General features: G+C 66.0%; 26 protein-coding genes. 13 read left to right on the plus strand and 13 right to left on the minus strand.

The features are described from left to right. The first annotated feature begins 246 nt into the window (after positions 1–246). Positions 247–555 carry a hypothetical protein gene (locus FJW08_RS07075; protein ID WP_140762202.1) on the plus strand — a complete coding sequence of 103 codons (309 nt, stop codon included), beginning with the start codon at positions 247–249 and terminating at the stop codon, positions 553–555. Positions 556–570: 15 nt separating this feature from the next. Here the strand turns inward: FJW08_RS07075 and FJW08_RS07080 are convergent, their stop codons facing one another. The 3 genes from FJW08_RS07080 to FJW08_RS07090 all read right to left on the minus strand — a co-directional run bounded on the left by FJW08_RS07080 (position 571) and on the right by FJW08_RS07090 (position 3,415). After that, on the minus strand, positions 571–1,401 hold the full coding sequence (locus FJW08_RS07080) for an aldo/keto reductase (RefSeq protein WP_140809908.1): 831 nt from the start codon (positions 1,399–1,401) through the stop codon (positions 571–573). A gap of 85 nt (positions 1,402–1,486) precedes the next feature. Further along, positions 1,487–2,119 (minus strand): PQQ-binding-like beta-propeller repeat protein, encoded by a 633-nt coding sequence (locus FJW08_RS07085; RefSeq protein WP_140809909.1) that lies wholly within the window; start codon positions 2,117–2,119, stop codon positions 1,487–1,489. Positions 2,120–2,194: 75 nt separating this feature from the next. After that, on the minus strand, positions 2,195–3,415 hold the full coding sequence (locus FJW08_RS07090; RefSeq protein WP_140809910.1) for a helix-turn-helix domain-containing protein: 1,221 nt from the start codon (positions 3,413–3,415) through the stop codon (positions 2,195–2,197). Positions 3,416–3,696: 281 nt separating this feature from the next. Here FJW08_RS07090 and FJW08_RS07095 point away from each other — a divergent pair, with 281 nt between their 5' ends. Together FJW08_RS07095 and FJW08_RS07100 are read left to right on the plus strand one after the other, a co-directional pair. Then, a complete protein-coding gene (locus FJW08_RS07095) occupies positions 3,697–4,443 on the plus strand; it encodes a thioredoxin family protein (RefSeq protein WP_140809911.1) in 747 nt (248 codons plus the stop codon). Between the two features lie 97 nt (positions 4,444–4,540). Beyond that, entirely contained in the window at positions 4,541–4,804 is a 264-nt protein-coding gene (locus FJW08_RS07100) for a hypothetical protein (RefSeq protein ID WP_140809912.1), read from the plus strand. 30 nt (positions 4,805–4,834) lie between these two features. Here the strand turns inward: FJW08_RS07100 and FJW08_RS07105 are convergent, their stop codons facing one another. Then, entirely contained in the window at positions 4,835–5,833 is a 999-nt protein-coding gene (locus tag FJW08_RS07105; RefSeq protein WP_140809913.1) for a bestrophin family ion channel, read from the minus strand. A gap of 421 nt (positions 5,834–6,254) precedes the next feature. Between FJW08_RS07105 and FJW08_RS07110 the strand changes: the two genes are divergently transcribed. Beyond that, entirely contained in the window at positions 6,255–6,527 is a 273-nt protein-coding gene (locus FJW08_RS07110) for a hypothetical protein (RefSeq protein ID WP_140809914.1), read from the plus strand. Positions 6,528–6,673: 146 nt separating this feature from the next. Here the strand turns inward: FJW08_RS07110 and FJW08_RS07115 are convergent, their stop codons facing one another. The 4 genes from FJW08_RS07115 to FJW08_RS07130 form a co-directional block, all read right to left on the minus strand. Continuing rightward, complete coding sequence (locus tag FJW08_RS07115; RefSeq protein WP_140809915.1) at positions 6,674–8,059, minus strand: amidase family protein; 1,386 nt, start codon at positions 8,057–8,059, stop codon at positions 6,674–6,676. A 75-nt stretch (positions 8,060–8,134) separates the two neighbouring features. Further along, a complete protein-coding gene (locus tag FJW08_RS07120) occupies positions 8,135–8,590 on the minus strand; it encodes a carboxymuconolactone decarboxylase family protein (protein ID WP_181182856.1) in 456 nt (151 codons plus the stop codon). 109 nt (positions 8,591–8,699) lie between these two features. Beyond that, entirely contained in the window at positions 8,700–9,665 is a 966-nt protein-coding gene (locus tag FJW08_RS07125; RefSeq protein WP_140809916.1) for an RNA polymerase sigma factor, read from the minus strand. 231 nt (positions 9,666–9,896) lie between these two features. Beyond that, positions 9,897–10,517 (minus strand): TetR/AcrR family transcriptional regulator, encoded by a 621-nt coding sequence (locus tag FJW08_RS07130; RefSeq protein WP_140809917.1) that lies wholly within the window; start codon positions 10,515–10,517, stop codon positions 9,897–9,899. 251 nt (positions 10,518–10,768) lie between these two features. Between FJW08_RS07130 and FJW08_RS07135 the strand changes: the two genes are divergently transcribed. The 6 genes from FJW08_RS07135 (at position 10,769) to FJW08_RS07160 (ending at position 18,429) form a co-directional block, all read left to right on the plus strand. Further along, complete coding sequence (locus FJW08_RS07135; RefSeq protein ID WP_140809919.1) at positions 10,769–11,266, plus strand: (2Fe-2S)-binding protein; 498 nt, start codon at positions 10,769–10,771, stop codon at positions 11,264–11,266. After that, the gene (locus FJW08_RS07140) at positions 11,263–12,321 is read left to right on the plus strand and encodes a xanthine dehydrogenase family protein subunit M (protein WP_140809920.1); all 1,059 of its coding nucleotides are present in this window, start codon (positions 11,263–11,265) and stop codon (positions 12,319–12,321) included. The genes FJW08_RS07135 and FJW08_RS07140 overlap by 4 nt, the downstream gene beginning before the upstream one ends. Beyond that, positions 12,311–14,569: a xanthine dehydrogenase family protein molybdopterin-binding subunit gene (locus tag FJW08_RS07145; protein ID WP_140809921.1), complete on the plus strand. Its 2,259-nt coding sequence runs from the start codon at positions 12,311–12,313 to the stop codon at positions 14,567–14,569. The genes FJW08_RS07140 and FJW08_RS07145 overlap by 11 nt, the downstream gene beginning before the upstream one ends. 91 nt (positions 14,570–14,660) lie before the next feature. After that, the gene (locus tag FJW08_RS07150) at positions 14,661–15,143 is read left to right on the plus strand and encodes a (2Fe-2S)-binding protein (protein ID WP_140762159.1); all 483 of its coding nucleotides are present in this window, start codon (positions 14,661–14,663) and stop codon (positions 15,141–15,143) included. After that, a complete protein-coding gene (locus FJW08_RS07155; protein WP_140809922.1) occupies positions 15,140–16,123 on the plus strand; it encodes a xanthine dehydrogenase family protein subunit M in 984 nt (327 codons plus the stop codon). Before FJW08_RS07150 ends, FJW08_RS07155 begins: the two co-directional genes overlap by 4 nt. After that, positions 16,120–18,429: a xanthine dehydrogenase family protein molybdopterin-binding subunit gene (locus tag FJW08_RS07160; RefSeq protein WP_140809923.1), complete on the plus strand. Its 2,310-nt coding sequence runs from the start codon at positions 16,120–16,122 to the stop codon at positions 18,427–18,429. The genes FJW08_RS07155 and FJW08_RS07160 overlap by 4 nt, the downstream gene beginning before the upstream one ends. A 197-nt stretch (positions 18,430–18,626) precedes the next feature. On the opposite strand, the gene FJW08_RS07165 is transcribed toward FJW08_RS07160, so the two are convergent. Then, entirely contained in the window at positions 18,627–19,637 is a 1,011-nt protein-coding gene (locus FJW08_RS07165) for an NAD(P)-dependent alcohol dehydrogenase (RefSeq protein WP_140809924.1), read from the minus strand. A 97-nt stretch (positions 19,638–19,734) separates the two neighbouring features. Between FJW08_RS07165 and FJW08_RS07170 the strand changes: the two genes are divergently transcribed. Continuing rightward, complete coding sequence (locus FJW08_RS07170; protein ID WP_140810059.1) at positions 19,735–20,664, plus strand: LysR family transcriptional regulator; 930 nt, start codon at positions 19,735–19,737, stop codon at positions 20,662–20,664. A 148-nt stretch (positions 20,665–20,812) separates the two neighbouring features. On the opposite strand, the gene FJW08_RS07175 is transcribed toward FJW08_RS07170, so the two are convergent. Beyond that, positions 20,813–21,376, minus strand: coding sequence for a PAS domain-containing protein (locus FJW08_RS07175; RefSeq protein ID WP_246682253.1), 564 nt, complete (start codon positions 21,374–21,376; stop codon positions 20,813–20,815). Between the two features lie 14 nt (positions 21,377–21,390). Between FJW08_RS07175 and FJW08_RS07180 the strand changes: the two genes are divergently transcribed. Next, positions 21,391–21,642 carry a helix-turn-helix transcriptional regulator gene (locus FJW08_RS07180; RefSeq protein WP_281408428.1) on the plus strand — a complete coding sequence of 84 codons (252 nt, stop codon included), beginning with the start codon at positions 21,391–21,393 and terminating at the stop codon, positions 21,640–21,642. 179 nt (positions 21,643–21,821) lie between these two features. Next, positions 21,822–21,947, plus strand: coding sequence for a hypothetical protein (locus FJW08_RS33235; RefSeq protein WP_281408426.1), 126 nt, complete (start codon positions 21,822–21,824; stop codon positions 21,945–21,947). Positions 21,948–22,105: 158 nt separating this feature from the next. On the opposite strand, the gene FJW08_RS07185 is transcribed toward FJW08_RS33235, so the two are convergent. The 3 genes from FJW08_RS07185 to FJW08_RS07195 all read right to left on the minus strand — a co-directional run bounded on the left by FJW08_RS07185 (position 22,106) and on the right by FJW08_RS07195 (position 24,841). Then, positions 22,106–22,396 (minus strand): hypothetical protein, encoded by a 291-nt coding sequence (locus FJW08_RS07185; RefSeq protein WP_140762149.1) that lies wholly within the window; start codon positions 22,394–22,396, stop codon positions 22,106–22,108. A gap of 322 nt (positions 22,397–22,718) precedes the next feature. Beyond that, positions 22,719–23,477: a slipin family protein gene (locus FJW08_RS07190; protein WP_140762146.1), complete on the minus strand. Its 759-nt coding sequence runs from the start codon at positions 23,475–23,477 to the stop codon at positions 22,719–22,721. Next, positions 23,474–24,841: a nodulation protein NfeD gene (locus FJW08_RS07195; RefSeq protein ID WP_140809925.1), complete on the minus strand. Its 1,368-nt coding sequence runs from the start codon at positions 24,839–24,841 to the stop codon at positions 23,474–23,476. The genes FJW08_RS07190 and FJW08_RS07195 overlap by 4 nt, the downstream gene beginning before the upstream one ends. Positions 24,842–25,013: the final 172 nt, after the last annotated feature.

The raw sequence follows: 25,013 nt of genomic DNA on the forward strand, positions 1-25,013 counted from the left end.
AATGGCGACCGGCGTCTTCAAGTTCTTCTGTGTATGCGCCGGTCGTCAGCACGTCACGTCATCGCATCCTGCCGTGATACCGGCGGCAACTGCGGTGCGGCTGGTGCAATCCGACAATCATACATGCCCCGCGGACCGGGCGGAACGAGCAGCCCCATCGAAACAGGATGGGCGTGCAAAGTTTGGGTTGACCGCCTCCGATGGCGAGGCGACACTTCATCCCACAGCAAGGCAGGAGGAAAAACGATGGATGAGCCCGACCGCTGGCGCCACATGTCCAGCGCGCCGAAAGACGGCAGCCGGATACTCGTTACGGTCCGCCCGTCCGAACAAGGGCCAGCGGAAGTCGACCTCGCCTACTGGTCACGCGCCGATCAGTTCGGTGACGAAGGCTGGCGTGCCTCCGATTCCTCGCCGGGCCGCGTCGTCGAATATGTCGAGCCGGAACTGAAATGCTGGATGCCGATGCCCTCGGCCAATCTCAGCCGGGGCGCCTCGATGCCGGCGCCATGGGAAGGCGACGACGCGCAACAGCTGGACGGCTCGGGGATTTAGGGCGGCCTCGTCCTCTCAGAACAAAAACGCTGCCGTCGCCGGGTTCGGCCCGTTACGGCCGTCGGCCGAATCCATGCCGCTGATCGTCTCCAGGTCCTGCGCGTCCAGTTCGAAATCGAAGACGTCGAAATTGGCCGCGATACGGTCCTGGCGCACAGACTTCGGGATGACGATCAGCCCTTGCTGGAGATGCCAGCGGATCATCGTCTGCGCGGCGGACTTGCCGTGTTTGCGGGCAATGCCTGATATGGTCGGGTCGCTCAGCAAGCGGCCGCTGCCCAGCGGGCTCCAGCTTTCCGTATGGATGTCGTGCCGGGCGTGAAACTCCCTGAGCGCGCGCTGCTGGAAGCGCGGATGTAGCTCGATCTGGTTGACGACGGGTGTCACGCCCGTCTCGCCGATGATGCGTTCAAGATGGTCAGGATTGAAATTCGAGACGCCGATCGACTTGATGCGGCCAGCCTGCTTCAGCTCGACGAGCGTCCTCCACGCCTCGACATATTTGTCGTGGCTGGGCACCGGCCAATGGATCAGGAACAGGTCGAGCTGCTCGACGCCGAGCTTCTGCATCGTGCCGTCGAAGGCACGAAGCGCCGCATCGCGCTGGTGGGCGCCGTTGCGCAGCTTCGAGGTGATGAACAGCGCGCTTCGCGGCACGCCGGCGGCACGGATCGCCGCGCCGACCCCTTCCTCGTTCTGATAGCCCTCGGCGGTATCGATCAGCCGGCAACCGGCCTCGATCGCCCAGCCCACCACTTGCGCGGTGATGTCGTGATCGACCTGCCACACGCCAAGGCCAAGCTGGGGAATGGCGGCGCCGTCGTTCAACGTGATCTGTTCGGGCATGGTCTGGTCCTTTTGCGGGGATGGTCCAGCCTATCTAGGCTCGACATCGCGCAGCGGCCAGTCGGTGGGGGAAAATTCGTGTCCCTCACTTTGGTCGGCGCACCGCCCGCACCACGCCGGCGTTTCCGCTGCCGCAGAAGAGGCGGTCGCGGCCATCGGATTCCAGCCCCGAGACGCCCATGCCGGCAGGCATGTCGAGCTTCTCCAGAACCTTGCCTGTCCGTGGGTCGATGCGGCGCAGATCGCTTTCGTCGCCCTCCCAGGTGGCATGCCACAACTCGCCGTCGACCCAGGTCACCCCGGTGACGAAACGGTTGGATTCGATGGTGCGCAGGATCGCCCCGGTCTCGGGATCGACCTGGTGGATCTTGCGCTCCCGGTGCTGTCCGACCCAGAGCGCGCCCTCTGCCCAGGTGAGCCCGGAATCGCCGCCATTGCCGGGTGCCGGAATGGTGGAAAGCACCTCCCCCGTGTCGGGATCGATCTTCTGGATGCGGTCCTTGGCGAGCTGGAAGAAATGCCGGCCGTCATAGGCGGTGCCGGCATGTGCCGCGACATCGATCGAGCGCAACGCCTGACCGCTCTCCGGATCGAAGGCGTTCAGCCTGTCGCCCGAGGCAAACCAGACGTTCTTGCCGTCAAAGCTCACCCCGGCCACCGTATTGGCACCGGGAAAGGGTCCGTATTCCCTCAAAATTTCGGCCGCTGAATGTTTCATGTCTTTTTTCCTTGAGCACTGGAAGCGCAGGTAACAGCCGTTTGCAGGCCGGCCTCACCTGAATATCGGCACACCTTAGCCGTTCGGCAGCGGCGCCGGGAGTAACAAGGTGGTCGTGAAACCCGCCACCGGCGGCGTCATCCAGCGGCGCGCCCGGCCATGGCCGAAGGACTGCACCTTGCCGGCCTCGGCAAGCGGCTCGAGCGCCCGCTGGACGCTGCGCTGGCCGGTTCCAAGCGCCATCGCCAAGGCCGAGCTCGACCAGGCCTCGCCGTCGGCCAGCAAGGCCAGCACGGCCGCGTGCCGCTCCTCGATCGGCCGCGCCAGCACCATCACCGCGCGCACATGGCGCGGCCCCAGCGTGAAGCCATGCTTGGTGGCGCTGATGCCGGCCAGTGCGCGAAGCTCGGCGCGCAGCCGCCCGATCTCGACGCGCAGGCGCGCGCGGTGCGATTCATCGGCATGCCTGCCGCCGAAGGCCCGCGCCACGAGTTCCCCCCGCGACACGTCCCCGGGCCAGGCTTCGGCGAGCGACCGTGCCAGCGAAAACAGCACCGGCCGGCTCGCCAGCGAGATCGTGACCCCGCTGCTGCGCACGGCGTAGCGGAAAGCATCGACGACCAGCGCCGGCGATCCCTGCAATGCCTCGACCTCTTCGAGCAGCAGCGGCTGCTCCCTGCCCTGCACGATCAGCCGCGCAGCGGGTGTCTCCAGCGCCAGCCATGCGCTGTCGACCTCCGCGATGAGGCCGGGAATGCCGGCCTTGCGGGCGGCATGGCGTGCCCACTCCAGCGCCGCGCGCGCCGGCCTGGTCCGCAGGCGCCGCATGGCGATGCCGGCGACGGCGAGCTCGTGCGCGGCCCTGGCTGCCGGCGGGAGCGGCGCCGGGTCGAGCCCGGCCAGCACATGTTCGGCCTCGTCGAGGCGGCCGATCAGCAGCAACCGCCGCACCTTGAGATGGCCGGCATGCGCCGCGTTCAACCGGTCGCCATGCTTTTCCAGCGTCGTGCGGGCCGCGTCGAGCGCCTTGGCCGGCCAACCGAGATCACGCGAGACCAGCGCGATCTCGGCCTCGGCGACGACGCATCTGGCCCGCGCGACGGCCTCTTTCGGGGAGAAGGCGCGCACGGCCCGCCGCAGCAAGAGCTTGGCGCGATCGAAGTCGCCGAGCTGCGCCATGGCGATGCCGCGCAGCGCCAGCGCCGGCGCGTCCTCGCGCAGGGCGACGCGGTCGAGCGCGCCGAGCGGATCGCCCGCCGCCAGCGCCAGCGCCGCCGAGGTGATCAGCGAGTCCATTCAAATCCCGTCACACTTGTAACTCCCGCCTCGGCACCGAGCCGCCCTAACTTAAGTCAGTACCGTCAACCAGCAAGCCGGCAATGACGGCACGCAAGGGAGAACCAGAAAATGCCTGCCTCCACCGACCTCGACACAGCCAATGATACGGCCAAGCACGCCGCACGCCACCCCTGCTGCGCCGGACCGGATCTCTCGGATCCCGCCGCGCCTGCGGCACCCCGGCATACCCAGGCAACACCACACCGCAACGACGCCACGACTGGCCAAGGAGAAGACCAATGACCATGACGATGAAGACCCCGCCGATCGTTTCACGGCAGGATTGGGAAGCCGCGCACCAAAAGATGCTGGTGAAGGAAAAGGCGACGATGCGGGCCAGGGACGCGCTATCGGCCGAACGCCGGCGCATGCCATGGACGGAAGTGGACAAGGCTTACGTCTTCGAGGGCCCCGACGGCAAGGTGAGCCTGCTCGACCTGTTCGACGGCCGCCGCCAGCTGATCGTCTACCGCGCCTTCTTCGAGCCCGGCGTCTATGGCTGGCCGGAGCACGCCTGCCGCGGTTGCTCGCTCGGCGCCGACCAGGTCGGCCACCTCGCCCATCTCAACGCCCGCAACACCACGCTTGCCTATGCCTCGCGCGCCCCGCAGGCCGACATTGCGCGGCTGAAGCAACGGATGGGCTGGGAGATGCCCTGGTACACGATCACCGACAGCTTCGACAAGGATTTCGGCGTCGACGAATGGCACGGCCACAACGTGTTCATCCATGATGGCGACCGCATCTTCCGCACCTATTTCATCAACAACCGCGGCGACGAGGCGTTGGGTACTGTCTGGAGCTATCTCGACGTCACGCCGCTCGGCCGCCAGGAGACCTGGGAGGACTCGCCCGAAGGCTACCCGCAGACCCCGCTCTACAGCTGGTGGAACTGGCACGACAATTACGAAGCCGGAGCCGACAAGAAATGGGCCGAAGTGTCCGCCGCCGGCGAGGCCGCCTTCCGCGACAAGGCCAACCAGTAGCCGGCGCAAGACTGTCCAGCCTGGGTTCCCCTCCCGCCTCCGGCAGGGCCGAGGAACCCAGGTCCCGACGGGTCGCAACCACCAAGGGAATAAGACCATGAGCGATATCCATTCCGGCATCGGCAGCGCCGAAAATGCCGCCCCTCGTGGCATCGCCGACTGGCTGTGTCTCGCCGCGGCGCCCACCTTCGCGGTGATGGCGCTGGTCTCCTGTCTTCAGGGTGGCGACGGGACCATGCTCTGCATGGGCGCTAATCCCTCGCCGCTGGCCGGCCCGATCCTGACCGGAATGCCCGCCATGTATCTGCTGATGAGCGCTTTCCACCTGGCGCCCTGGCTGCGGGCGATCTCCCGCCGGTAGGCGCTTGAGAACGCATAGCCTGCTCACACCTCACATGGCGATGTCGTTGACCGGCAGCAAGGGCTTGGGAAGGTCGCTCTCGCCGAGCCCGGCGCGCATCTCGATCTCGATGTCGCGGCAGATTTGCGAGATCGGCACATCGTTGGCGTTGCCCTCGAAGGGGTTGGCGCTGCTCTCGCCGACCTGGTCGAGGGACATGTAAGCCCAGCCCAGCAGCGTGCTGAACGGGATCGTCAGCCAGATGGCGATGGAGCCGAGCATGCCGTCCAGTTTGCCCATGTCGGCGAACACCGGAACCACGCCGAACGGCAGCAGCGTGCAGAAGATCATCACGAACATGGAACTGACGATGGCGTATTGCCGGGGATAGGGATTGTTCTTGATGCGGTCGCAGCGCGCCTGCTGGTCGTGGAAGTCGCGGATCAGCTTCGTCAGTTCGACATAGACCTGCGCCGGGACCTTGGCGTCCTTGAGCAGTCCATTGACCTGGACCGACTGCATTTCGAGCAAGACTATCGCCGGACGAGGCGATTTCAGCACATCAACGGTCTGGTCGCCCAGCAGCGGGCGCAAGTCGTCGGCGATCGAGCCCTTGTCCTCCTGGATGTGGTAACGCCGCCGGTATTCGATGTTGGCGGCCTTCCCCATCGATTCCCACGGCATCGGCCGCCGCAGCGCGTATCGCAGCGCCGTCATCCAGGCGATGTGGCGGTAGACGAGCTGCCGAGCCGTCGGCGCATCGAGGAAGTCCCGGCAGAAATTGGACCACATCCGGCTGCTGGCCGTGATCTGCGTGAAAGCCTGCAGCGCCTCACCGCTGCGGGTGAACACCTGCGAATTCTTGAAGCCTGCGACCAGCGACACCGTGGTGCCGAGCACCAGCACCACCGACCATGGCACGGAGAACCCGGCAATGCCTGGCAGGCGGTAAGCCGCCACGGCCAGCCCGCTCACCACCACCATGTAGAGGACGCTGCGCCGCGACCAGAGCGCGAAATCGACCACCTTGTAGGAACGGCCTACATACATTGAATGCCCTCGAAAACGTGGATAGCGGACAAATCGAGCTATCCTGCCGTGACGCCTGGCGCAATTCCAGGAAACGCTCCGCCGCTCTAGCATGCCGCATGTCCGGGATGAATGGCCGTTCTTGGTAGAGCGCCGCACAAGGCCGGCGCATGTGGTCGCGCGCCGTCCGGGTCCTCGGGCTCCGGCCCGGTGGCCTTGAGCGGACCGTCCTTGGCGATCTCGATCGCCGACTGCGGGCCGGGATCGACCGCGGCGATCGACGACAACCCTTCCAGCCGGCATTCGCGAGGGCGCCTCGCCGCTCACTGGCCCCAGCAATTGCTAATTGACAGGTCGAAGGAAACGGCGCTCACTCGCTCGCGAAGGTGGATCGCTGCGAAAGGCGGGATCTCGACCGTCGGCGTCACCTCGGGAGGATGCCATGCCGACAGTCATTGCCCACCACAACATCACCAAAGATGCCAAGCACTGGCTCAATTCACCCAAGCGGGCGGAGCTTTTCGGTGCGCTCGGGGTAACCAACATCCGCACATTCATCGATCCCCAGAACCCGACCCGGGTGGCGGTGATGATGGACGTTCCCGATATGGCTAAGTTGGCGGGAATGATGCAGAGCAAGGCTGCCGCCGATGCGATGGCCCATGACGGCGTGGTGCCGGAATCCCTCGTGGTCCTGGTCGAAGCGAAGAAATAATCGCTTCGCAACAGTGTCGAGAGGAAGTCTTGGCATCGTTGCGGTTGGGATAGGGCCGGTCCGGCACGGCGACGCGGCTTGACCTTCAAGCACGCGGACACGACACCGTGACCGCGGCGGCGCGGACCGCCGCACGCCGCGACCGTTCACAGTCCAGGCGGCCTGACAAAGCCGTCGGTGAGCCTGGCCAGTGCCCGAGCAATGGCAAGCAGTCTCAGGTCCGCGTGGCGGCGGCCGACGAGCTGGACGCCGATCGGCAGGCCCTCACGGTCGAGGCCGATCGGGATGACTGCGACCGGATGGCCGGTCAGGTTGAAGCGGCAAGCGTGGCTCAGCGCGGCCCAGTACGGCGTTTCGACGCCGTCGACCGGGATCGGCACGCCCATCTCTCGGTGGAGGAAGGCGGTGCACATCGTCACCGGGCAGACGAGCACGTCCCAGTCGTCGAAGAAGCGCTCCCAGGCGAAGATGAATTCATCGCGCTGATTGAGCGCCTCGATATAGGCCGACAGCGACGGCGAAGCGTCGCGCGGCAGCTGGAAGACCTGCGAGTACCAGGTGATCAGGTCCGAGAACAGCGCCCGCTCGGCAGCGAAATCATGCGACGGCAAGGCCTGCCCCACGCGCGCGCCGCCGGCCTCGATGACGGCGGCGAAGCCGGCGATCGCATCGGCGATGTCGAGCGCGACCGGCACCCGGGGAAAAGTCGGCGCCCAGGCGACCCTCAGCCGGTCGAGCGGCGGCTCCGGCGCTTCTTCCAGCGCGACCGGCGGAACCTCCGTATCGAGGCCGTCGGCGCCGGCGATGATGCGGTGAGCGAGGATGAGATCGTCGACATCGCGGGCCATCGGCCCGATGCCTAACAGCAGGCGGAAGCTGCGCGGCATGTCGGGCGGATCGCCATAGCTGCCGGTGATCGGCACCGTCGCCTCCGTCGGCTTGAAGCCATAGATGCCGCAGAAATGCGCCGGTACCCGGATCGAGCCGCCGGCGTCGCTGCCGATCTCCAGCGGCACCAGCCCGACGGCGACCGCGGCCGCGGCGCCGCCGCTGGAGCCGCCCGGCGTGCGTGCGACATCCCAGGGATTGAGTGTGCGGCCGAAGATCGGGTTCCAGGTCTGCAGGTCGCGGAGCCTGGGCGGAACATTGGTCTTGCCGATGATGATGGCGCCGGCCTTGCGCAATCTGGCGGCAATGGTGCTGTCCGTTGTCGGAATGTGATCGGCCCAGGCCGTCAGGCCGACCGTGGTGCGCATGCCCGCGGTGGCGTGGCCGTCCTTCAGGGTAATCGGCACGCCATGCAGCGGGCCGACGGCATCGCCGCGCGCGATCGCCATATCGGCGGCCTTCGCCCCGGCGCGGGCCGCCGCCTCGTCGAGAGTGACGATGGCGTTGATGAGCGGATTGACCAGGGCGATACGGGCCAGCTGCGCCTCCATGGCCTCGCCGGCGCTGATCCGCCGTTCGCGGATCGCCGCCGCCAGACGGGTGGCGGTCATGAAGGTGGAGTCGTTGGCGAGGGCGTCGTTCATGTCCTTATCTCCCTGAGGAGGGAACTGGGGAATAGGGAGCGCGGATCGACCACATTCCCTATTCCCCCAATTCCCCTATTCCCCGCCCATCTCCTTCTTGAAAGTGTCGAAATCGACCTGCATGCCATTGAAGATGGTGCTCCAGTGGCGCGTCAACGCCGACATGGCGACCGCCTCCTGGATCTCCTGGTCGGTGGCGCCGGCCTTCCTGGCGGCCTGCGTGTCCGACCAGATGCAGTAGCTGCACGGGATCTGCGCGGCGACCGCCAGTGAGATCAGCGACTTCACCTTCGGCGACAGCGCTGTGTTATCGCTGAGCTCAATGGCCTTGACCTCAGCCCAGGCGCCGGGCAGGCCGGCCTTCGGGAACTGCTTCACGAAGCTCGGCACGCCGCCCATGGTCGACTGGATGTCCTTGAGGGTGGCGTCGTAATCGTCAGCATGGGCGGGAGCCAGGGCCGGAATGGCGAGGACCGAGCCGAGAACCATGGCGCGGGCGAGATTGTTGCGAATGCGGCTGACGGCAGACATGATATTCCTCCTTTGCGGTGGGTTGGCGCGCCGGAAGCCGGCCGCGTGACCCAGAAAGGATGAAGCGGCCAACCGGAAAGTTCGCCGCCGCCGGATTTTCACGAAGACGTTATTCCTCCGAGCGGGCCGGCCGTGCGGAATTGTAGATGCGCATGCCGCGCACTTGGTGCTCGCCATGGAACAGGACGAAGGCAAAGCCCGGCGGGCAGTGGAACGGATCTTCCGGCGGATTGAGGAAATTGCCTTCGAGCACGGTGACATTGCCGCTGGCCAGCGCCCGCACCGGCTCGGCGCGCACGCCATCGCCGGTGTCCTCGTCGACGATCTCGGCAAACAGATGACGCCCGAGGCGCCGCGGTCCCCCCGCCAAGCCGATTTCGAGGTCGTCGGCGTAATGGGCCAGGAAGCGGTCCCTGCCACCGCCATAGAGCGAGCGGAATTCCGCGACATAGAAAGCAAGACGCTCCGCCACCAGCTTCTGGTGATCCCTGTCAGACAGGACAGCCGATGCCAGCAAGAGCTCCGAAAGCCTGACTTTGGCGTCGGACAGCCGGCTGCGTACCGTGCCGACAGGCACGCCCAGGATGGCTGCAATCTCCTCATAGCTCGGCGAGCTGCCGAAATAACGCAACATGACGGTGGCGCGTTGCATCTCCGGCAGCCGGCCAAGCGCTGCCCACACCCAATCCCGCAGGTCGCGGCTTTCGATCCGGCTTTCGATGCGCTCCTCGTCCGCGAGCTCGCGGAAAACACGGTCGGTTTCGGCCGGCTTGGCGCAGGGCCGGCGCCGGCGCAGCGCCATCAGGCAGTGGTTCCTGAGGATGGAATGCAGCCAGCCGCCGACCGCGGCGGGATCGCGTAGGCCATCCAGCCGCGTGAGAGCGGTAACGAAAGTTTCGTGGACCGCGTCCTCGGCATCGCTGGTGTAGCCTAGCATCGACAAGGCGATGGCATAGAGCTGCGGCCGGTAGCGTTCCAACAGCAGGCCGAGACTGGGTGCCTCGCCACCGCGCGCCGCCATCACCAGCTCCGCGTCGGGCTTGCTGCCCTCACGATGAAAATTGGGCTGCCCCATGGCTGCATTCCTTGACGCGATCTTATCACAAATGGACAGGATGCGGTGAGGGGTCGGAAAGTTCGGCGGGGAAGGCTGGCGCGTCGGATTCCTCGCCAGGAAACGTGGTCGAATTATGCCGGGCCGGAGCTCAGATGCTGGATGCCGCTGCTTGCGGCCAGCCCATGGCTAGAACGAATCCGGCGTGCAAGCCCGATTGCGCCGCGCCGATGCCGATCGTCCGAACTGTTCTCATTCCGGCCGCTTCACGGCCCCGAACCGCAACCCGTCCATCAACAGCTTCACCAGCCGGCGCGAGCGGTCGCGCCATTCGGGCGTGTCGGGTGCCGAGTAGATGCCACCGAGCGCATGCAGCACGTCGGAGGCATCGACGTCGCCGCGGATCGTGCCGTCGGCGACCGCCGCCTCGACCAGTTGCCGCAAGGCTTGCGACACGCGTCCCGACGTGTCGGAAAACAGCGTCGAATTGGTGGTGAACAGGATGCGCAGGCTGGTCGCCAGGCCGCGCTTGGTGGCGATGTAGTCGACGAAGCGGTGCATCCATTCTTCCAGCGCGACATCGGAGGGATGTTTTGCGGTAAGCTCGCCGGCGGCGGCGCACAGCGCCTCCGCCTCGCGGCGATAGACCACCTCGACCAGATGCTCGCGCGTCGGGAAATGCCGGTAGAGCGTGCCGATGCCGACGCCCGCGCGCCGCGCTATCTCCTCCAGCGAGGCGTCGATGCCGCGCTCGGCGAAGACCGAAGCCGCGACCTCGACCAGCCGATCGCGGTTGCGCCGCGCATCCGCGCGCAACGGCTTTTCGGCGGCGGCGGGTTTTTGGTCGCCAGTTGTGACGGGCTCAAAAGCCAATTTTTTTCTCCACCAGGGATATGGGGGCTTGAACCATGCCTGGCCAGCCCCCACGTAAATAAACGGAGGCACCTCCGCTTTTAGTGGAGAACCTCTATCATATAATCGGGAGCCCGGTATGTCACGTCTTTCGAAGCCGCAAGCTGTCACCTTCCCAACCCGCGTCGGATTGGCTGTCGCCTGACCTTGTCCTTCCCTGCCAGAGCACCAATTCATTCCCCTCAGCGTCAAGCAACTGGAGCCAGACGCCCATGACCACCCTTCCCCTCTCGCTTACCGTCAACGGACACCACCATGAACTCGAGGTCGACACCCGCGTCACCTTGCTCGACCTGCTGCGCGAGCGGCTCGAGCTCACCGGCACCAAGAAGGGCTGCGACCGCGGCCAGTGCGGCGCCTGCACGGTCCTGGTCGACGGCAAACGCATAAACTCCTGCCTAGCGCTGGCGGTCAGCCATGACGGCGCCGAGGTGCTGACCATCGAAGGTGTCGCGCACGGTGAAGAACTGCATCCGGTGCAGGCCGCCTTCATCGCCCATGACGGCTTCCAGTGCGGCTTCTGCACGCCCGGCCAGATCATGAGCACGCTCGGGCTGATCGCCGAGGGACAGGCTGGCGACGATCCCGAGCGCATCCGCGAGGGACTGAGCGGCAACATATGCCGCTGCGCCGCCTATGGCGGCATCGTGGAGGCCGTCCTGGAAGCCCAGCAACAACTTGCCAGAACCGACCGGAGGACCGCGGCATGAGAGACTTCGATTACGTCAGGCCCGCCACCATCTCCGACGCCATTGCGGCGGCGGCCGAGCCGGGTTCGTCCTATCTCGCCGGTGGCACCAATCTGCTCGACTTGATGAAGGGTGGCATTACCGCCCCCGAACGGATCGTCGACATTACCCGCCTGCCGGAACTCAATCGCATCGAAACGCTCGATGATGGCGGCTTGCGCATCGGCGCGCTGGTCCGCAATGCCGATCTCGCACACGATCCGGCCTTCGCCAAGGCCTCTCCGGCGGTGGCCGAAGCGCTGCTTTCGGGCGCCTCGGCGCAGCTTCGCAATGCCGCCACTGTCGGCGGCAATCTGTTGCAGCGCACGCGGTGCAGTTACTTCCATGACACCGCCAGCGCCTGCAACAGGCGCGAACCCGGTTCCGGCTGCTCCGCACTGGGCGGCGAGAACCGCCTGCACGCCATTCTGGGTTGGAGCGATGCCTGCATCGCCACCCATCCCTCCGATTTCTGCGTGCCGCTGGTCGCGCTGGACGCCGTGGTCGAGATCGAGGGCAAGGAAGGCCGGCGCCATGTGACGCTGGAGGAATTCCACCGGCTTCCAGGCGACACGCCGCGGCGCGAGACCGTGCTGCAGCCGGGCGAGCTGATCGTTGCCGTGCGCCTGCCGGCGCAAGCAGCGTCCTTCGCCGCTCACGCCCGCTACCTGAAGGTGCGCGAACGCACCTCCTATGCCTTCGCCGTCGTCTCGGCGGCCGCGGCACTTGTCGTCGATCGCGGCAAGATCCGCGATGCGAGGCTGGCGCTGGGCGGCGTGGCTGCCAAGCCGTGGCGCGCGCGGTCGGCGGAAGCGGTGCTACTCGGCGCCGATGCCGACGAAGCGAGCTTCGTTCGCGCAGCGGACGCCGCGTTGGCCGACGCCAGCCCCTCCGGCGACAACGCGTTCAAGATCGAGCTTGCCCGCCGCATTGTCGTCAGGGCGCTGATGTCCGCCCTTGCCGGAACGCCCGCTGTTATGCCGGCCCTTCCTGCCTCCCCCTTTTCCTCCCTTCCCGGAGTGCGTCATGACGCTTGAACTCGGCCTCAACCAGCAACCCGCCCATACGCGGCAGGGCTCCAGCATCGGCCAGCCGCTGACCCGCCGCGACGGATTCTTGAAAGTCACCGGGACGGCGCGTTACGCCGCCGACAACCACCCGCCCGGCATGCTCTATGCGGTGCTCGCCGTCTCGAGCATCGCGCGCGGCCGGGTCGTTTTGCTGGATATCGAGGCGGCCAAGGCGCATTCGGGCGTCGTCGAGGTGATGACGCCGCTGAACCGGCCGGCGCTCGCCACCGATCCGGATGCCAAGGACCATCCCTTCATGTTCCGGCTCGACCTGCTGCAGAACGACGGGGTTCGCTACCCAAACCAGAGCATTGCCGTGGTGATCGCGGAGACGCTGGAAGCGGCGACCGAAGGCGCGGCGCTGCTGTCGCCGCGCTATGAGGAGTTGCCGGCGCGCGTCGGTCTGGACGGCGCCGAAACCTTCGTGCCGCGCGGTGTCGGCGTCGGCAATCCGGCGGTGCAGCGGAAGGGCGACGTCGAGGCCGGCCTCGGATCGGCAAGGACGCGGATCGAGGCGACCTACGAGACGCCGGCCCAGTACCACAACGCCATGGAGCCTCACGCTATCGTCGCCGCGTGGGATGGCGACCGTCTGTCGATCGACACGCCGAGCCAAGGCCTTGCCATGGCGCAGGGTCGCATCGCCGGCCTGTTCGGCATCGCGCCGCAAAACGTCCATATCCGCAGCCCGTTCCTGGGTGGCGGTTTCGGCTCCAAGGGCATGATTTCCGGTCCGCAAGTGCTGGGCATACTGGCGGCGAAGCTCGTCGGCCGCCCGGTCAAGCTGGTGCTGCGACGAGAGCAGATGTACGGCCCGGTCGGCCATCGCGCCCCGACTCGCCAGACATTGCGCATGGGCATGGATGGCGAAGGGCGACTGACCGCGATCTCCCATCACGCCAGGACCACATCGAGCACGTTCGACGATTTCTTCGAACCGGCGGCCGACGCCTCGCACACGCTCTATGCCAGTCCGGCCATTGCCACCTCGCACGATGCCGTGCGGCTCGACACCGGCACGCCGCTGTTCATGCGCGCGCCGGGCGAGGCCACCGGCTCGATCGCGCTGGAAAGCGCCATCGACGAGGCGGCGCATGCCTGCGGCATGGACCCGCTGGACTTCCGGCTCAGGAATTATGCCGAAGTCGAGCCTATGACGGGCAAGCCGTTCTCCTCCAAGGCGCTGCGCGAATGTTACGACCATGCGGCCGAGGCGTTTGGCTGGGCGAGCCGCCCGCTGCAGCCGCGGCGGATGCGCGACGCGGACGGTTTCCTCACCGGCTGGGGCATGGGCACGGCGACGTTTCCGGCGCTCATGTTCCAGGCCGAGGCACGCGCGGTGCTGAGGGCCGACGGCAGCGGCTTGATGGAGACCGGCGCTCAGGACATGGGGCAAGGCGCCTGGACCGCCTTTGCCCAGATTGCAGCCGACGGGCTCGGGCTCGACATCGACCAGGTCGATTTCAGGGCCGGCAGTTCCGACCTGCCCAATGCGGGCATCGCCGGCGGGTCGGGTCACACGGCGACGGCCGGCATGGCCATTCACAATGCGGGTGCGGCCGTTATCGCCAGGCTTGCCGACCTCGCCACCGGCAATGAAGCGTCGCCGCTGTTCGGCGCCGGCAATGAAGGTGTCCTGGCGCGCGGCGGACGCCTCTACCGGCGCGATGACGAAAGCCGCAGCGAAAGCTATGCCGAGATCCTCGCCCGCGCGGGCCTTGCCGAGATCGAAGGCCATGGCAAGGGTGCACCGGATCCGGCGTCGCAGGAGGCCTACGCCAAGCACGCGCATGGTGCCGTCTTTGCCGAGGTCAAGGTCGACCCGGATTTAGGCCAGATCCGCGTCACCCGGCTGGTCGGCGCATTCGCTGCCGGACAGGTCATCAATCCGCGGCTGGTGCGCAGCCAGTATTATGGCGGGATGATCTGGGGCGTTTCCTTTGCGCTGCATGAGGAAGCCGTCACCGACCGGCGCTCCGGCCGGATCCAAAATGCCAACCTCGCCGAATACCATGTCCCGGTGAATGCCGACGTGCCGTCGGTCGAGGCGCTGCTGGTTCACGAGGACGACCCTCACGTAAACGCCCTCGGCATCAAGGGCGTCGGTGAAATCGGCATCACCGGTACCGCCGGCGCCGTCGCCAATGCGGTTTGGCATGCGACCGGCGTGCGCCCGCGGCGCTTTCCGATCCGGATCGAGGACCTGCTGGGGTGAGGAGCGGTCCGCCCGAAGCAACGGTTGGACCCTCCCTACCCCCTAACTCCAATTCATCCCCCAAGCGTCAAGCAACTGGAGCCAGACGCCCATGACCAGCAAGACCACTATTCCCGTCCATCTCGATATCAACGGCCAGCATCACACGCTGGAACTCGAACCGCGTGTCACACTGCTCGACGCCCTGCGTGACCGGCTCGGCCTGACCGGCACAAAGAAGGGTTGCGACCATGGCCAATGCGGTGCCTGCACCGTCCATGTCGACGGCGAGCGCGTGCTGGCCTGCCTGACACTGGCCGCGCAAGCCGAGGGCCGCACCATCACCACCATAGAGGGGCTTGCACGGGAGGGCGAACTGCATCCCGTGCAGGCTGCCTTCCTCGAACAGGACGCCTTCCAGTGCGGCTATTGCACGCCAGGCCAGATCATGTCGGCGGTCGCCTGCATCCGCGAGGGCCATGCCGGATCGGACGAAGAGATCCGCGAATACATGGCCGGCAATCTCTGCCGCTGCGGCGCCTACCCGCACATTGTCGCCGCCGTGCGCCAGGCAGCGCTGGAGGCCGCGTCATGAGGGACTTTTCCTATCTTCGCGCCACCTCGGCCGACGCCGCCCGCCAGGCGGCCGCTCTCCCCGGCGCCATGCTGCTTGCCGGCGGCACCACGTTGATCGACCTCGCCAAATGCGGCGTCGCCGAGCCCGACACGCTGGTCGACATCACCCATATCGAGGGGCTGGACCGGATCGAGATCAACGAGCGTGGCGCCATCATCGGTGCGCTTGCCAGGATGGGCCATGTCGCCGACCACGCGGACATCAAGAACCGCTTTCCCGCCATCTCGGAGGCGCTTTGGCAAGCAGCCTCGGCGCAGATCCGCAACATGGCAACCATTGGCGGCAATCTCATGCAGCGCACGCGTTGCCCCTATTTCCGCGATCCCTCGAATTTCTCCGCCTGCAACAAGCGTGTATCAGGCAGCGGCTGTTCGGCGATCGGCGGCGTCACCAGGGGCCATGCCGTGCTTGGCACCAGCGAAGCCTGCATCGCCATGTATCCCGGCGACCTCGCCACAGCGCTCGTCGCCTTCGACGCGACGGTATATCTCGGCGATCGGCGCATCCTCGTCGATGACTTTTTCCTGTCGCCCAGCACGACGCCGGACAAGGAACACGCGATCGAGCCCGGCGAGATGATCACCGCCATCGAAATCCCATCCTCCGCGGCCGCGCGGCGTTCGACCTACCTCAAGATCCGCGACCGGCAATCCTACGAGTTCGCCGCGGCCAGCGCCGCCGTCGGGCTCGAACTGGAATCCGACGGACGCACCATCCGCGACCTGCGCGTGGCGCTCGGTGGCGTCGCCACCAAACCGTGGCGGGCGCGCGCCGTCGAAGACGCGCTGAAAGGCAAGGCGCTGGAGCCGGGAGCTGTTCGCGCCGCCAGCCTGCTCGCCGTCGAAGGCGCTGTCGACCATGGCGCCAACCACTACAAGATCGAGCTCGCGCCGCGCGTCGTCGCACGGGCTATTCTCAAGATGGGAGAAACGGCATGACCGTTCACAACATCAGAGTTGGTGAATTGAAACGGGGCGATGCTTCCGACGGCGGCGCGGAAGCCGTCGGAGGCCGGCTGTCGCGCGTCGACGGCCCGGCCAAGATCACGGGTGCGGCCAAATACGCCGTCGAGCAGCAGCTCGAAGGGCTCGCCTACGCCGTGCTGGTCGAAAGCACGATTGCATCCGGCAAGGTGCGCGCCATCGACAGCAAGGCGGCCGAGGCAGCACCGGGCGTACTCAAGGTGCTGACACCGGACACGATCATCAGCCTGAAAACCGCCTCGGACTGGTTCGGCACCCCGCCGCCCGACAAACCCTACTGCCCGCTGGCGCGCGACATCACCTTCTCGGGCCAGCATGTGGCCGCCGTCGTTGCCGAGACCTTCGAGCAGGCGGTCGCCGCGGCGGCCCTCGTCGAGGTCAGCTATGACGAGACGCCGGCAATCGTCGACCTCAGCGATGGCAAGGCCGGTGACGGCATTCCGGTCGACGCCATGACCAAGGAATGGGGCGACGCGTCCGCCGCCTTCGCCTCCGCCCCGGTGCGCATCTGCGCCGCCTACAACACGCCGCGCGAATACCAGGCGCCGATGGAACCGCATGGCCTTATCGCCCGCTGGGAAGGCGACTACCTCACCGTGTGGGAGCCGAGCCAGTGGCTGGACGGCATGGCGCGCACCTATGCCGAATGGTTCGGCGTCCCGTTCGAGAATGTGCGGCTGGTGTCGCCCTATATCGGCGGCGGCTTCGGTTCCAAGGCGCTGGCGCTCAGCCATGGCGCGATTGCCGCGAGTGCCGCGAAAATGCTCGGTCGGCCGGTCCGGCTGGTGATGACGCGGCCGCAGACCTTCACCGGTTATGGCGGCCGCGCCGCGACCCGCCAGACGGTGACGATCGGCGCCGACCATGACGGAAAGATCCAGTCGATCGTGCATCGCGGCGTCAACGAAACATCCATCGACGGCATGTGGGTCGAGCCGCTGGGCTCGGTCACCTCGATCATGTACGCGACGCCGAATTTCTCCTCGAAGCAGAATGTCGTGCGGGTGAATTCGGTGGTGCCGGGCGCCATGCGCGCGCCGGGCGAAAACCCATCAGCCTTCGGCATTGAAAGCGCGATCGACGAACTCGCCTACGAGGTCGGCATCGATCCACTGGAGATCCGGCTGCGCAACTACGCCGAGCAGGATCCGCATGCGAAAAAAGCCTGGTCGACCAGGCAGTTGCGCGAGGCTTTTGCAGCTGGCGCCGAACGCTTCGGCTGGGCCCGGCGCACGCCTGAGCCACGCTCGATGCGCGATGGCAACCATCTGATCGGCTGGGGCGTGGCCGCCGGCACCTATCCGGTACGGCGCGCCTATGGCGAAGCGATCGTGCGCATCCTGGCCGACGGTTCGATCGAGGTCGAAAGCTCCTCGATCGACATGGGCCAGGGCACCTACACCATCCTGGCGCAGACCGCCGCCGAGACGGTCGGCGTGAGCGCCGACGACGTCGTGGTGAAGCTCGGCGACTCCCGCTTTCCCCGTGCCGGCGTCGCCGGCGGCTCACGGCTGGCCGGCGTGATGACAGGCGCCGTCCACAAGGCGGCAACCTCGGCGCTCGACCAGCTGATCGGTCTGGCGATCAGCGATCTGCGCTCGCCCTTCAACGCGCTGCAGGCCAACACTTTGGTCGTCGCCAATGGCCGCATCACCGCACCACGCGGCGAAGGCCCCGATGTCTCGATCGCCGAACTGCTCAAAAGCGTCGGCTGCGACCGCGTCGAGGCGACCGGCGACACAATGCCGGCCAATTCGACCGCCGAGGATCGCTACAAGAACTACACCACCATCGCCGTGGCGCTGCCACACACCGAGGGCGATTATTCCCGTCACTCCTGGTGCGCGCATTTCGTCGAGGTGCGCGTCGACGAGGATTTCGGCACGGTGCGCGTGTCGCGCGTGGTGTCGGCGCTGGATTCGGGCCGGCTCTACAATCCGAAGCTGGCCGAAAGCCAGTGGAAGGGCGGCATCATCATGGGTATCGGCCAGGCGCTGCTCGAAGAAGGCATTGTCGACCGCCGCCACGGCCGCATCGTCAACAACAACCTCGCCGACTATCTCGTCCCCACCAATGCCGACATCCCCGACATCGAGGTGATCTCGGTCGGCATCCCCGACCTGCACTCCTCGGTGCTTGGCGGCAAGGGCGTCGGTGAGCTGGCGATCGTCGGCATGGCGCCGGCCATTGCGAATGCTGTGTTCCACGCGACGGGCAAGCGGATTAGGGATCTGCCTATCACCTTGGAGAAGCTGATCTGAGGGTGGAACTGCCAATCTCCCCCCAAGTGGGGGAGATGGCCGGCAGGCCAGAGGGGGGCGCTGTCCCGCCGGCATGTCAGCAGTTTGCGATCGCAAGTTTATGCAGCTCCTCAGCGCTCTCAGATTGACCGAAAGGCCGCGATCCTTCGCGCCCCCTCTGCCCTGCTGGGCATCTCCCCACGAGGGGAGCGGCTACTTCACCACTCCAGCCCGAACACCAGCTTGCCGAAATGCAGGCCGCCGGCGGCCATGTGGGTGTAGGCTTCGGTCGCTTGATCGGGTGAAAACATCTTGTCGACCACCGGCTCGATCCGGGCCGCGCCGATGGCACGGGCGGCGTCGAAGAGATCGGACACGGATCCGGTGTTGTTGCCGACCACCTTCAGCGCCTTGATGATGATCGGCAGCAGATTGACCGTGGCCTCGGCGCCGGTGACGAAGCCGATGGTGAACAGCGTGCCGCCGGGCGCGGTGGCGTTGACGGCGCGGGCGAAGGTTGCGGTTCCGCCGGTCTCGACGATGAGGTCGGCGCCGAGACCGCCGGTCAGCTCCAGCACCTTGCCGTCCCAGTCGGGCGTCGCGCGGTAGTTGATGAGATGATCGGCGCCGAGTGCCTTCGCCCGCTCCAGCTTCTCGTCCGACGACGAGGTGATGATGACCGTGGCGCCGGCGGCCTTCGCGAGTTGCAGGGTGAAGATCGAGACGCCGCCCGTGCCAAGCAGCACGACGACCGAGCCCGGCCCGACATTGGCGGCGCGGATGGCGTTCCAGGCGGTGGTGCCGGCGATCGGCAGCGTCGAGGCCGCCTCGAAGGAGAGATGCGCCGGGACCGGCACCAGCGAATTGGCCGGCAGCGCCACATATTCGGCCAGCGATCCCGGCAGCGAGATGCCGCGCATCTGCGTCATCTCGTAAGGCCGCGGCGGCCCACCGATCCAGCGCGGCTTGGCATGCGCGACGACGCGGTCGCCGATGGCGAATCTGGCAACGCCCTCGCCCAGCGCTACGATCTCGCCGGCGGCGTCGGCGATGGGGATGAGCGGAAAGCTCGGTCCGGGATAATTGCCGCTCGCCACCGCGACATCGACGAAATTGAGGCTCGCCGCGCGCTGACGGATCAGCACCTCGCCACGCTGCGGTTCGGGGGTTGCAACGGTGACGGCGCGGAAGGCGTCCAGCCTGGGCTGGCTGAGTTCGATGGCTTTCATGGTCTCACTCCGGTGGGACGATTGATGGATTGAGTGAACCTATTTGCTGCGCTATCTCTGGATAATCCTTGTTTTCTGCAATTGAGAACTGTGAATGATGCAGCAATCTCACGAACCCGCGGCCCTTGCCGAGATGGCCGCCTTCGCCGCTATCGCGGAGGCGCGCTCCTTTACCCGCGCGGCGGCGCGTGTCGGGCGCGATGCGACCATCCTGTCGCGGCGCCTGCAATCGCTGGAAGCACGGCTGGGGGTGAGATTGCTCTCGCGCACGACGCGCAGCGTGTCGCTGACCGAAGCAGGCGCCGAATTCCTGGTACGCGTGCGCGCCATCCTCGCTGCCGTCGACGAGGCCGAGGCCGTCGCGTCCGCGCATGCCGGGGGCGGCCCGCGCGGCGTGCTCAGGCTGGCCCTGCCCGGCACGTTCGGGCGCATGTGGATCGGGCCGCTGCTGCCTCAATTCCTTGCCGAATTTCCCGATGTGCGCATCGAGGCCGAATTCTCCAACCGCTTCACCGATCTGGTCGCCGAGAATTTCGATGTCGCCGTGCGGCTGGGCAGCCTGGAGGATTCGCGCCTCGTGGCACGCAAGGTGGCTTCGCGACGCCGGCTGCTCTGCGCCGCTCCCTCCTATCTCGCCCGTAGGGGCACGCCGGAGACACCGCAAGCGCTGCTCGACCATTCCTGCTTGGGCTTCTCGGGCTTCCAGACCTTTCCGGCCTGGGAGATGACCGACCGCGAGGGCCGGCGCGCGCGCGTCGAGGTTTCCGGGCCATTGGTCAGCGACGACGCCGAGGTGCTGGTCGAGGCCGCCGTGCAAGGCGTCGGCCTGATGATGAGCACCGACTGGCTGGTCGGCCGCGAGCTTGCCGATGGACGGCTGGTGCCCGTGCTGGAGGAGTGGACGCTGGCCGATGAAGGCGCGGTCTATGTCGTCACGCCCTCGGCCAAGGGAAAGGCCGCCAAGACCCGCGCCTTCGCCGACTGGATCGGCAAGCGCTTCGCGCCGGAGCCGCCCTGGCGGCGGTAAAGCCTCTGACCCGCTGGCGGTAGAGACTACGCGCTCCGCCCTCAGGGTCCATGAGCCGCCAGCGGCGTGCCGATGTCCGACACGAGTTTGACGAGGTCGGCTTGGCGTCTCGTGCCGGTTTTGGCGAAAATTCGATTGAGGTGGGTCTTCAAGGTGTTTTCACCGATGCCGAGCGACGACGCGCTCTGGAGGCTGACAATCCGCCGCCGATCCGCAGCAGCACCCGGGCCTCCGCGGGTGTAAGGTCGAACAGCGTGATCAGAACGGCTTCCGGGAGGGGAGAAGCCGATGTCGTCGTCGATATGAACACAGCCGCGCATGCCGGCCGGAAAACCGCGCGCGCCGTTCCTTCAGTCAGCGGCAACACATAGGCAACGGCGGGCGGCTGGCCCTGGGCCGAAACCGGCAGCCCTATGCCGCGCGCGCCAAGCGAAGCATCCGCGCTCGCCGCACTGGCGATCGCGTCCAGAAGGGCGCGGGCCGCCACCGGATTCTGTGCCTGGAGCAGGCCGTTCCTGGAGAGAATGGGACCCTGCGCCGAAAACATCTGTTCGGCGGCCGCATTCGCATGGAGGATTGCTCCGTTGGCGTGGGTAAGCACGACAGGCACAGCCAGATGATCGAGCGCCTGGCGATAAAGATGGGTGATGACGCGGCCCTGGTCGAGCAGATCGCCGATCAGCGAAGCACGGCGCAGATGCGGCGAGAGCAATTATCGATCCCGGCATTTCCGCCCAAAGTGTCGCGCAACAACTCGGCCTGTCGGTGCGCTATGTCCACGACCTCCTTCAAGAGACGGGAATGAGCTTCTCTGAACGCGTTCTCGAACTGCGTTTGCAGAGCGCCCACAGGCTCTCGCACAAACACAGCGACATGCGGGTCAGTGACATCGCCCTGACAAGCGGATTCAGCGACGTATCGTACTTCAACCGCTGCTTTCGTCGCCGCTTCGGCTATACGCCGACAAGCGCCAGATAAGTTTTGCAGCTTTCGGCAGCGGTCCGATACCAGCCCGTGCGAGGCCGAGACCGATGACGCCGAACTGCCACAGTGCGCGCAAAAGACGCTGCTTTTCGCTCCAGTCCAATTCCAGTGCCGGCCTGCCCAAGACAAGGCCGGGCTCCAATGACATGTCAGCCTCAGGGTGAAACAGCGCGGTGATCGAGACCGGCTTCGACCTGCCGATGTCGGCCAATGCGACACTCGGCCTGTCCTATGTCGGCCAGTTCGGCGGCCACAACATCGACAACGGCGCCAAGGCAGATCTCAGCGTCAGGTTCTGACAGTGAGAAAAGATCAGGCGGACCCAGCAAGGACGCAAATATCTGGCGGGACAGCGCCGTTCCTGCCGGGCGACCGCGCAGAAATGGACAAAAAAGACCTCGCGGCCCTGCAGACCGCGAGGTTCAGCGATGCTAAAAGGCTTTGTAGCCGCTCTAACCTATCTATCCTTGCCAAGGCACGGATCGAACACCGGGATCAATGCCAACAACACCGCGGCTTCCTGGATCAATCCGGCCAATGCATGGTCGGCGAGCACGCAATCAGGACACAGCTGTCGCACCCTTTTCATCACATAATTGGTGGAAATTACTGAGCGGCGACGATAGCCCCGCAATGTAAGGAGAATGGCTGTCTGAAGCTCCATTGCCCCATGATGTACCGATTTTGACTGCTCGGACAGGCTATCCTGTTTATTCCGGTATTCTGAACTCAAATGAAGGGTCGACATCCGCCATCCTCTCCAAAATATCGCAGCGGACGCCCTGTTACCCGAAGAAACCACTCTCGACTTTGATCTAGGACAAAGACTTATGGTTTATTTCTCACTTATTTTGAGTGTGCCTTGCAGTGCGTAAGAACGCCTTCTTGACGGAAACTGTTCCACATTTTTCCTGGACTTGTTGTTGTAGCGTTGAGCCAGACCAGGCCGAGCCGAGGGTGGACGATATCGAGAGCCCGGAAGCGAGCGTATCTGACGTCCGTGGGACCGGAAGCGCAGGAACCTGCAGGCTGGCTGAACTCACCCAGTTGGGAGGCGGAAAGGGGGTTGCTTACTTCCCCTGCCCCTTCAGGAATTGACCGAGCAGGTCCACCGGCAGCGGGAACACCACGGTGGAGGAGCGCTCGCCGGCGATGTCGTGCAAGGCCTCGAAATAGCGCAGTTGCATGGCCTGCGGCTCGGCCGCCAGCATGCGGCCTGCCTCGACCAGTTTCGCCGCCGCCTGCTGCTCGCCTTCGGCATTGATCACCTTAGCGCGCCGCAGCCGCTCGGCCTCGGCCTGCTTGGCGATGGCGCGGACCATGTTCTCGTTGAGGTCGACATGCTTGATCTCGACATTGGACACCTTGATGCCCCACGCATCGGTGCGCTGGTCGAGGATTTCCTGGATGTCGCTGTTGAGCCTGTCGCGCTCGGCCAGCATCTCGTCGAGTTCGTGCTTGCCGAGCACCGATCGCAGCGTGGTCTGCGCCAGCTGGTTGGTGGCGGCCATGTAGTCCTCGACCTGGATGACCGCCCGTTCGGCGTCGACGATGCGGAAATATAGCACGGCATTGACCTTCACCGAGACGTTGTCGCGCGAAATCACGTCCTGCGGCGGCACGTCCTGCACCACCACGCGCAGGTCGACCTTCACCATCTGCTGGACGAAGGGAACGAGGATGATGAGTCCGGGCCCCTTGACCCCGGTGAAGCGGCCGAGCGTGAAGACCACGCCGCGCTGATATTCCCGGAGGATGCGGATGGCCGCGGACAGGAATATGACCACAATTAGCGCTAGTACCAGATAGGCCACATAGCCGATGTTCATTGCCTTGCTCCATTCCTTCCCGCGTCGCGCCGCCGCACGGTCAGCACGAGGTCGCTGATGTCCGTCACCTCGACGCTGTCGCCGGCCGCGACGGGTTCATCGGCCTTCGCTCGCCAGCGCTCGCCCAGGGCCAGCACATGGCCCTCGCCGCCCTGCCAGTCGAGGATCTCGGCCAGCTGGCCGCGCATCGCTTCGCCGCCGACGCGCGGCGGGTTCCGGCGCGCCGCCCAGAGATAGGTACCGCTCAGCAGCGCCAATCCAAGCGTCAGCGCGGCGGCCGGACCGATGACGGCCCATGACATGGCAAAGCCCGGCCCCTCGACCCGCAGCAGCATGGCGGCACCGAACAGAAACGCGGCCACGCCGCCGAGCCCGAGCACGACGGTGGGATTGAAGGCCTCGATGATAAGGAAAACGATGCCGAGCAGCATTAGGGCAAGGCCGGTATAGTTGATCGGCAGGAGATCGAGCGCATAAAGGCCGAGCACGAGACAGGTGGTGCCGATGACGCCGGGCGCGACCGCGCCCGGGCTGGTGAACTCGAAGACGATGCCATAGACGCCGACCAGCATCAGGATGACGGCGGTGTTCGGATCGGTGATGACGGAAAGCAGCTGGATGAACCAGCCCGGCTCCAGCGTCTCGACCGGCAGCCCCTTCGTCGCCAGCACCACTTTCTTGCCGGCCACATCGACGGTGCGCCCATCGGCCAGTTGCAGGAGTTCGGTGGTGTCGCGGGCGACGAAATCGATCACATGTTCCTGCAATGCCGCATTGGCCGACAGGCTCGCCGCTTCGCGCACGGCCTTCTCGCCCCAGTCGCCATTGCGATTGCGCAGTTCGGCGAGCGAGCGGATCAGGGCGACCGCGTCATTGGTCACCTTGGTCATCATCGCGTCGCCCGCCGGCCGTCCGGTGGCATCCTTCTGGTTGTCCTTCTGGTCGCCCGGAAGCGCCGGCAGCCCGCCCATCTCCACCGGTGTCGCGGCACCCAGATTGGTGCCGGGCGCCATGGCCGCGACATGGGTGGCATAGAGGATGTAGGTGCCGGCACTCGCCGCATGGCCACCGGCCGGCGCGACATAGCCGATGACGGGCACCGGCGAAGCCAGGATATCAGAGATCATCTGGCGCATCGAGGTGACCAGCCCGCCGGGCGTGTCGAGTTTAAGGATGAGGACCGCGGCGTCCCGCTTGGCGGCGACGCCAAGCGCTTCCTCGAGCTGCCTTGCGCTTGCCGGCCCGATGGCGCCATCGATCGCCACGCTCAGCGCAACCTTCTCCCTCCCGGCCGAAGGGAAGAGAGAAACGACAGCCGCGGCGACGAAGGCCGCGGCGAAAAGGGCCACCCGCGCGAAGGTCACGCTCAAACTCCTACCCAAGATATGGGTTCGATCTCATCGAAATCCATGAGCAGGCCTCCCGTTCGCAAGCGGGTGGCCAGATCGGCACGGGCGGACCGGCAAAAGGATGCCGGCACCGGAGCGCCAGCCCAAATTTCGCGTACCTTGGGCGCGCATTCCAGATCTGCGGGAG

The organism is Mesorhizobium sp. B3-2-1 (assembly GCF_006439515.1).
Lineage (GTDB): Bacteria > Pseudomonadota > Alphaproteobacteria > Rhizobiales > Rhizobiaceae > Mesorhizobium.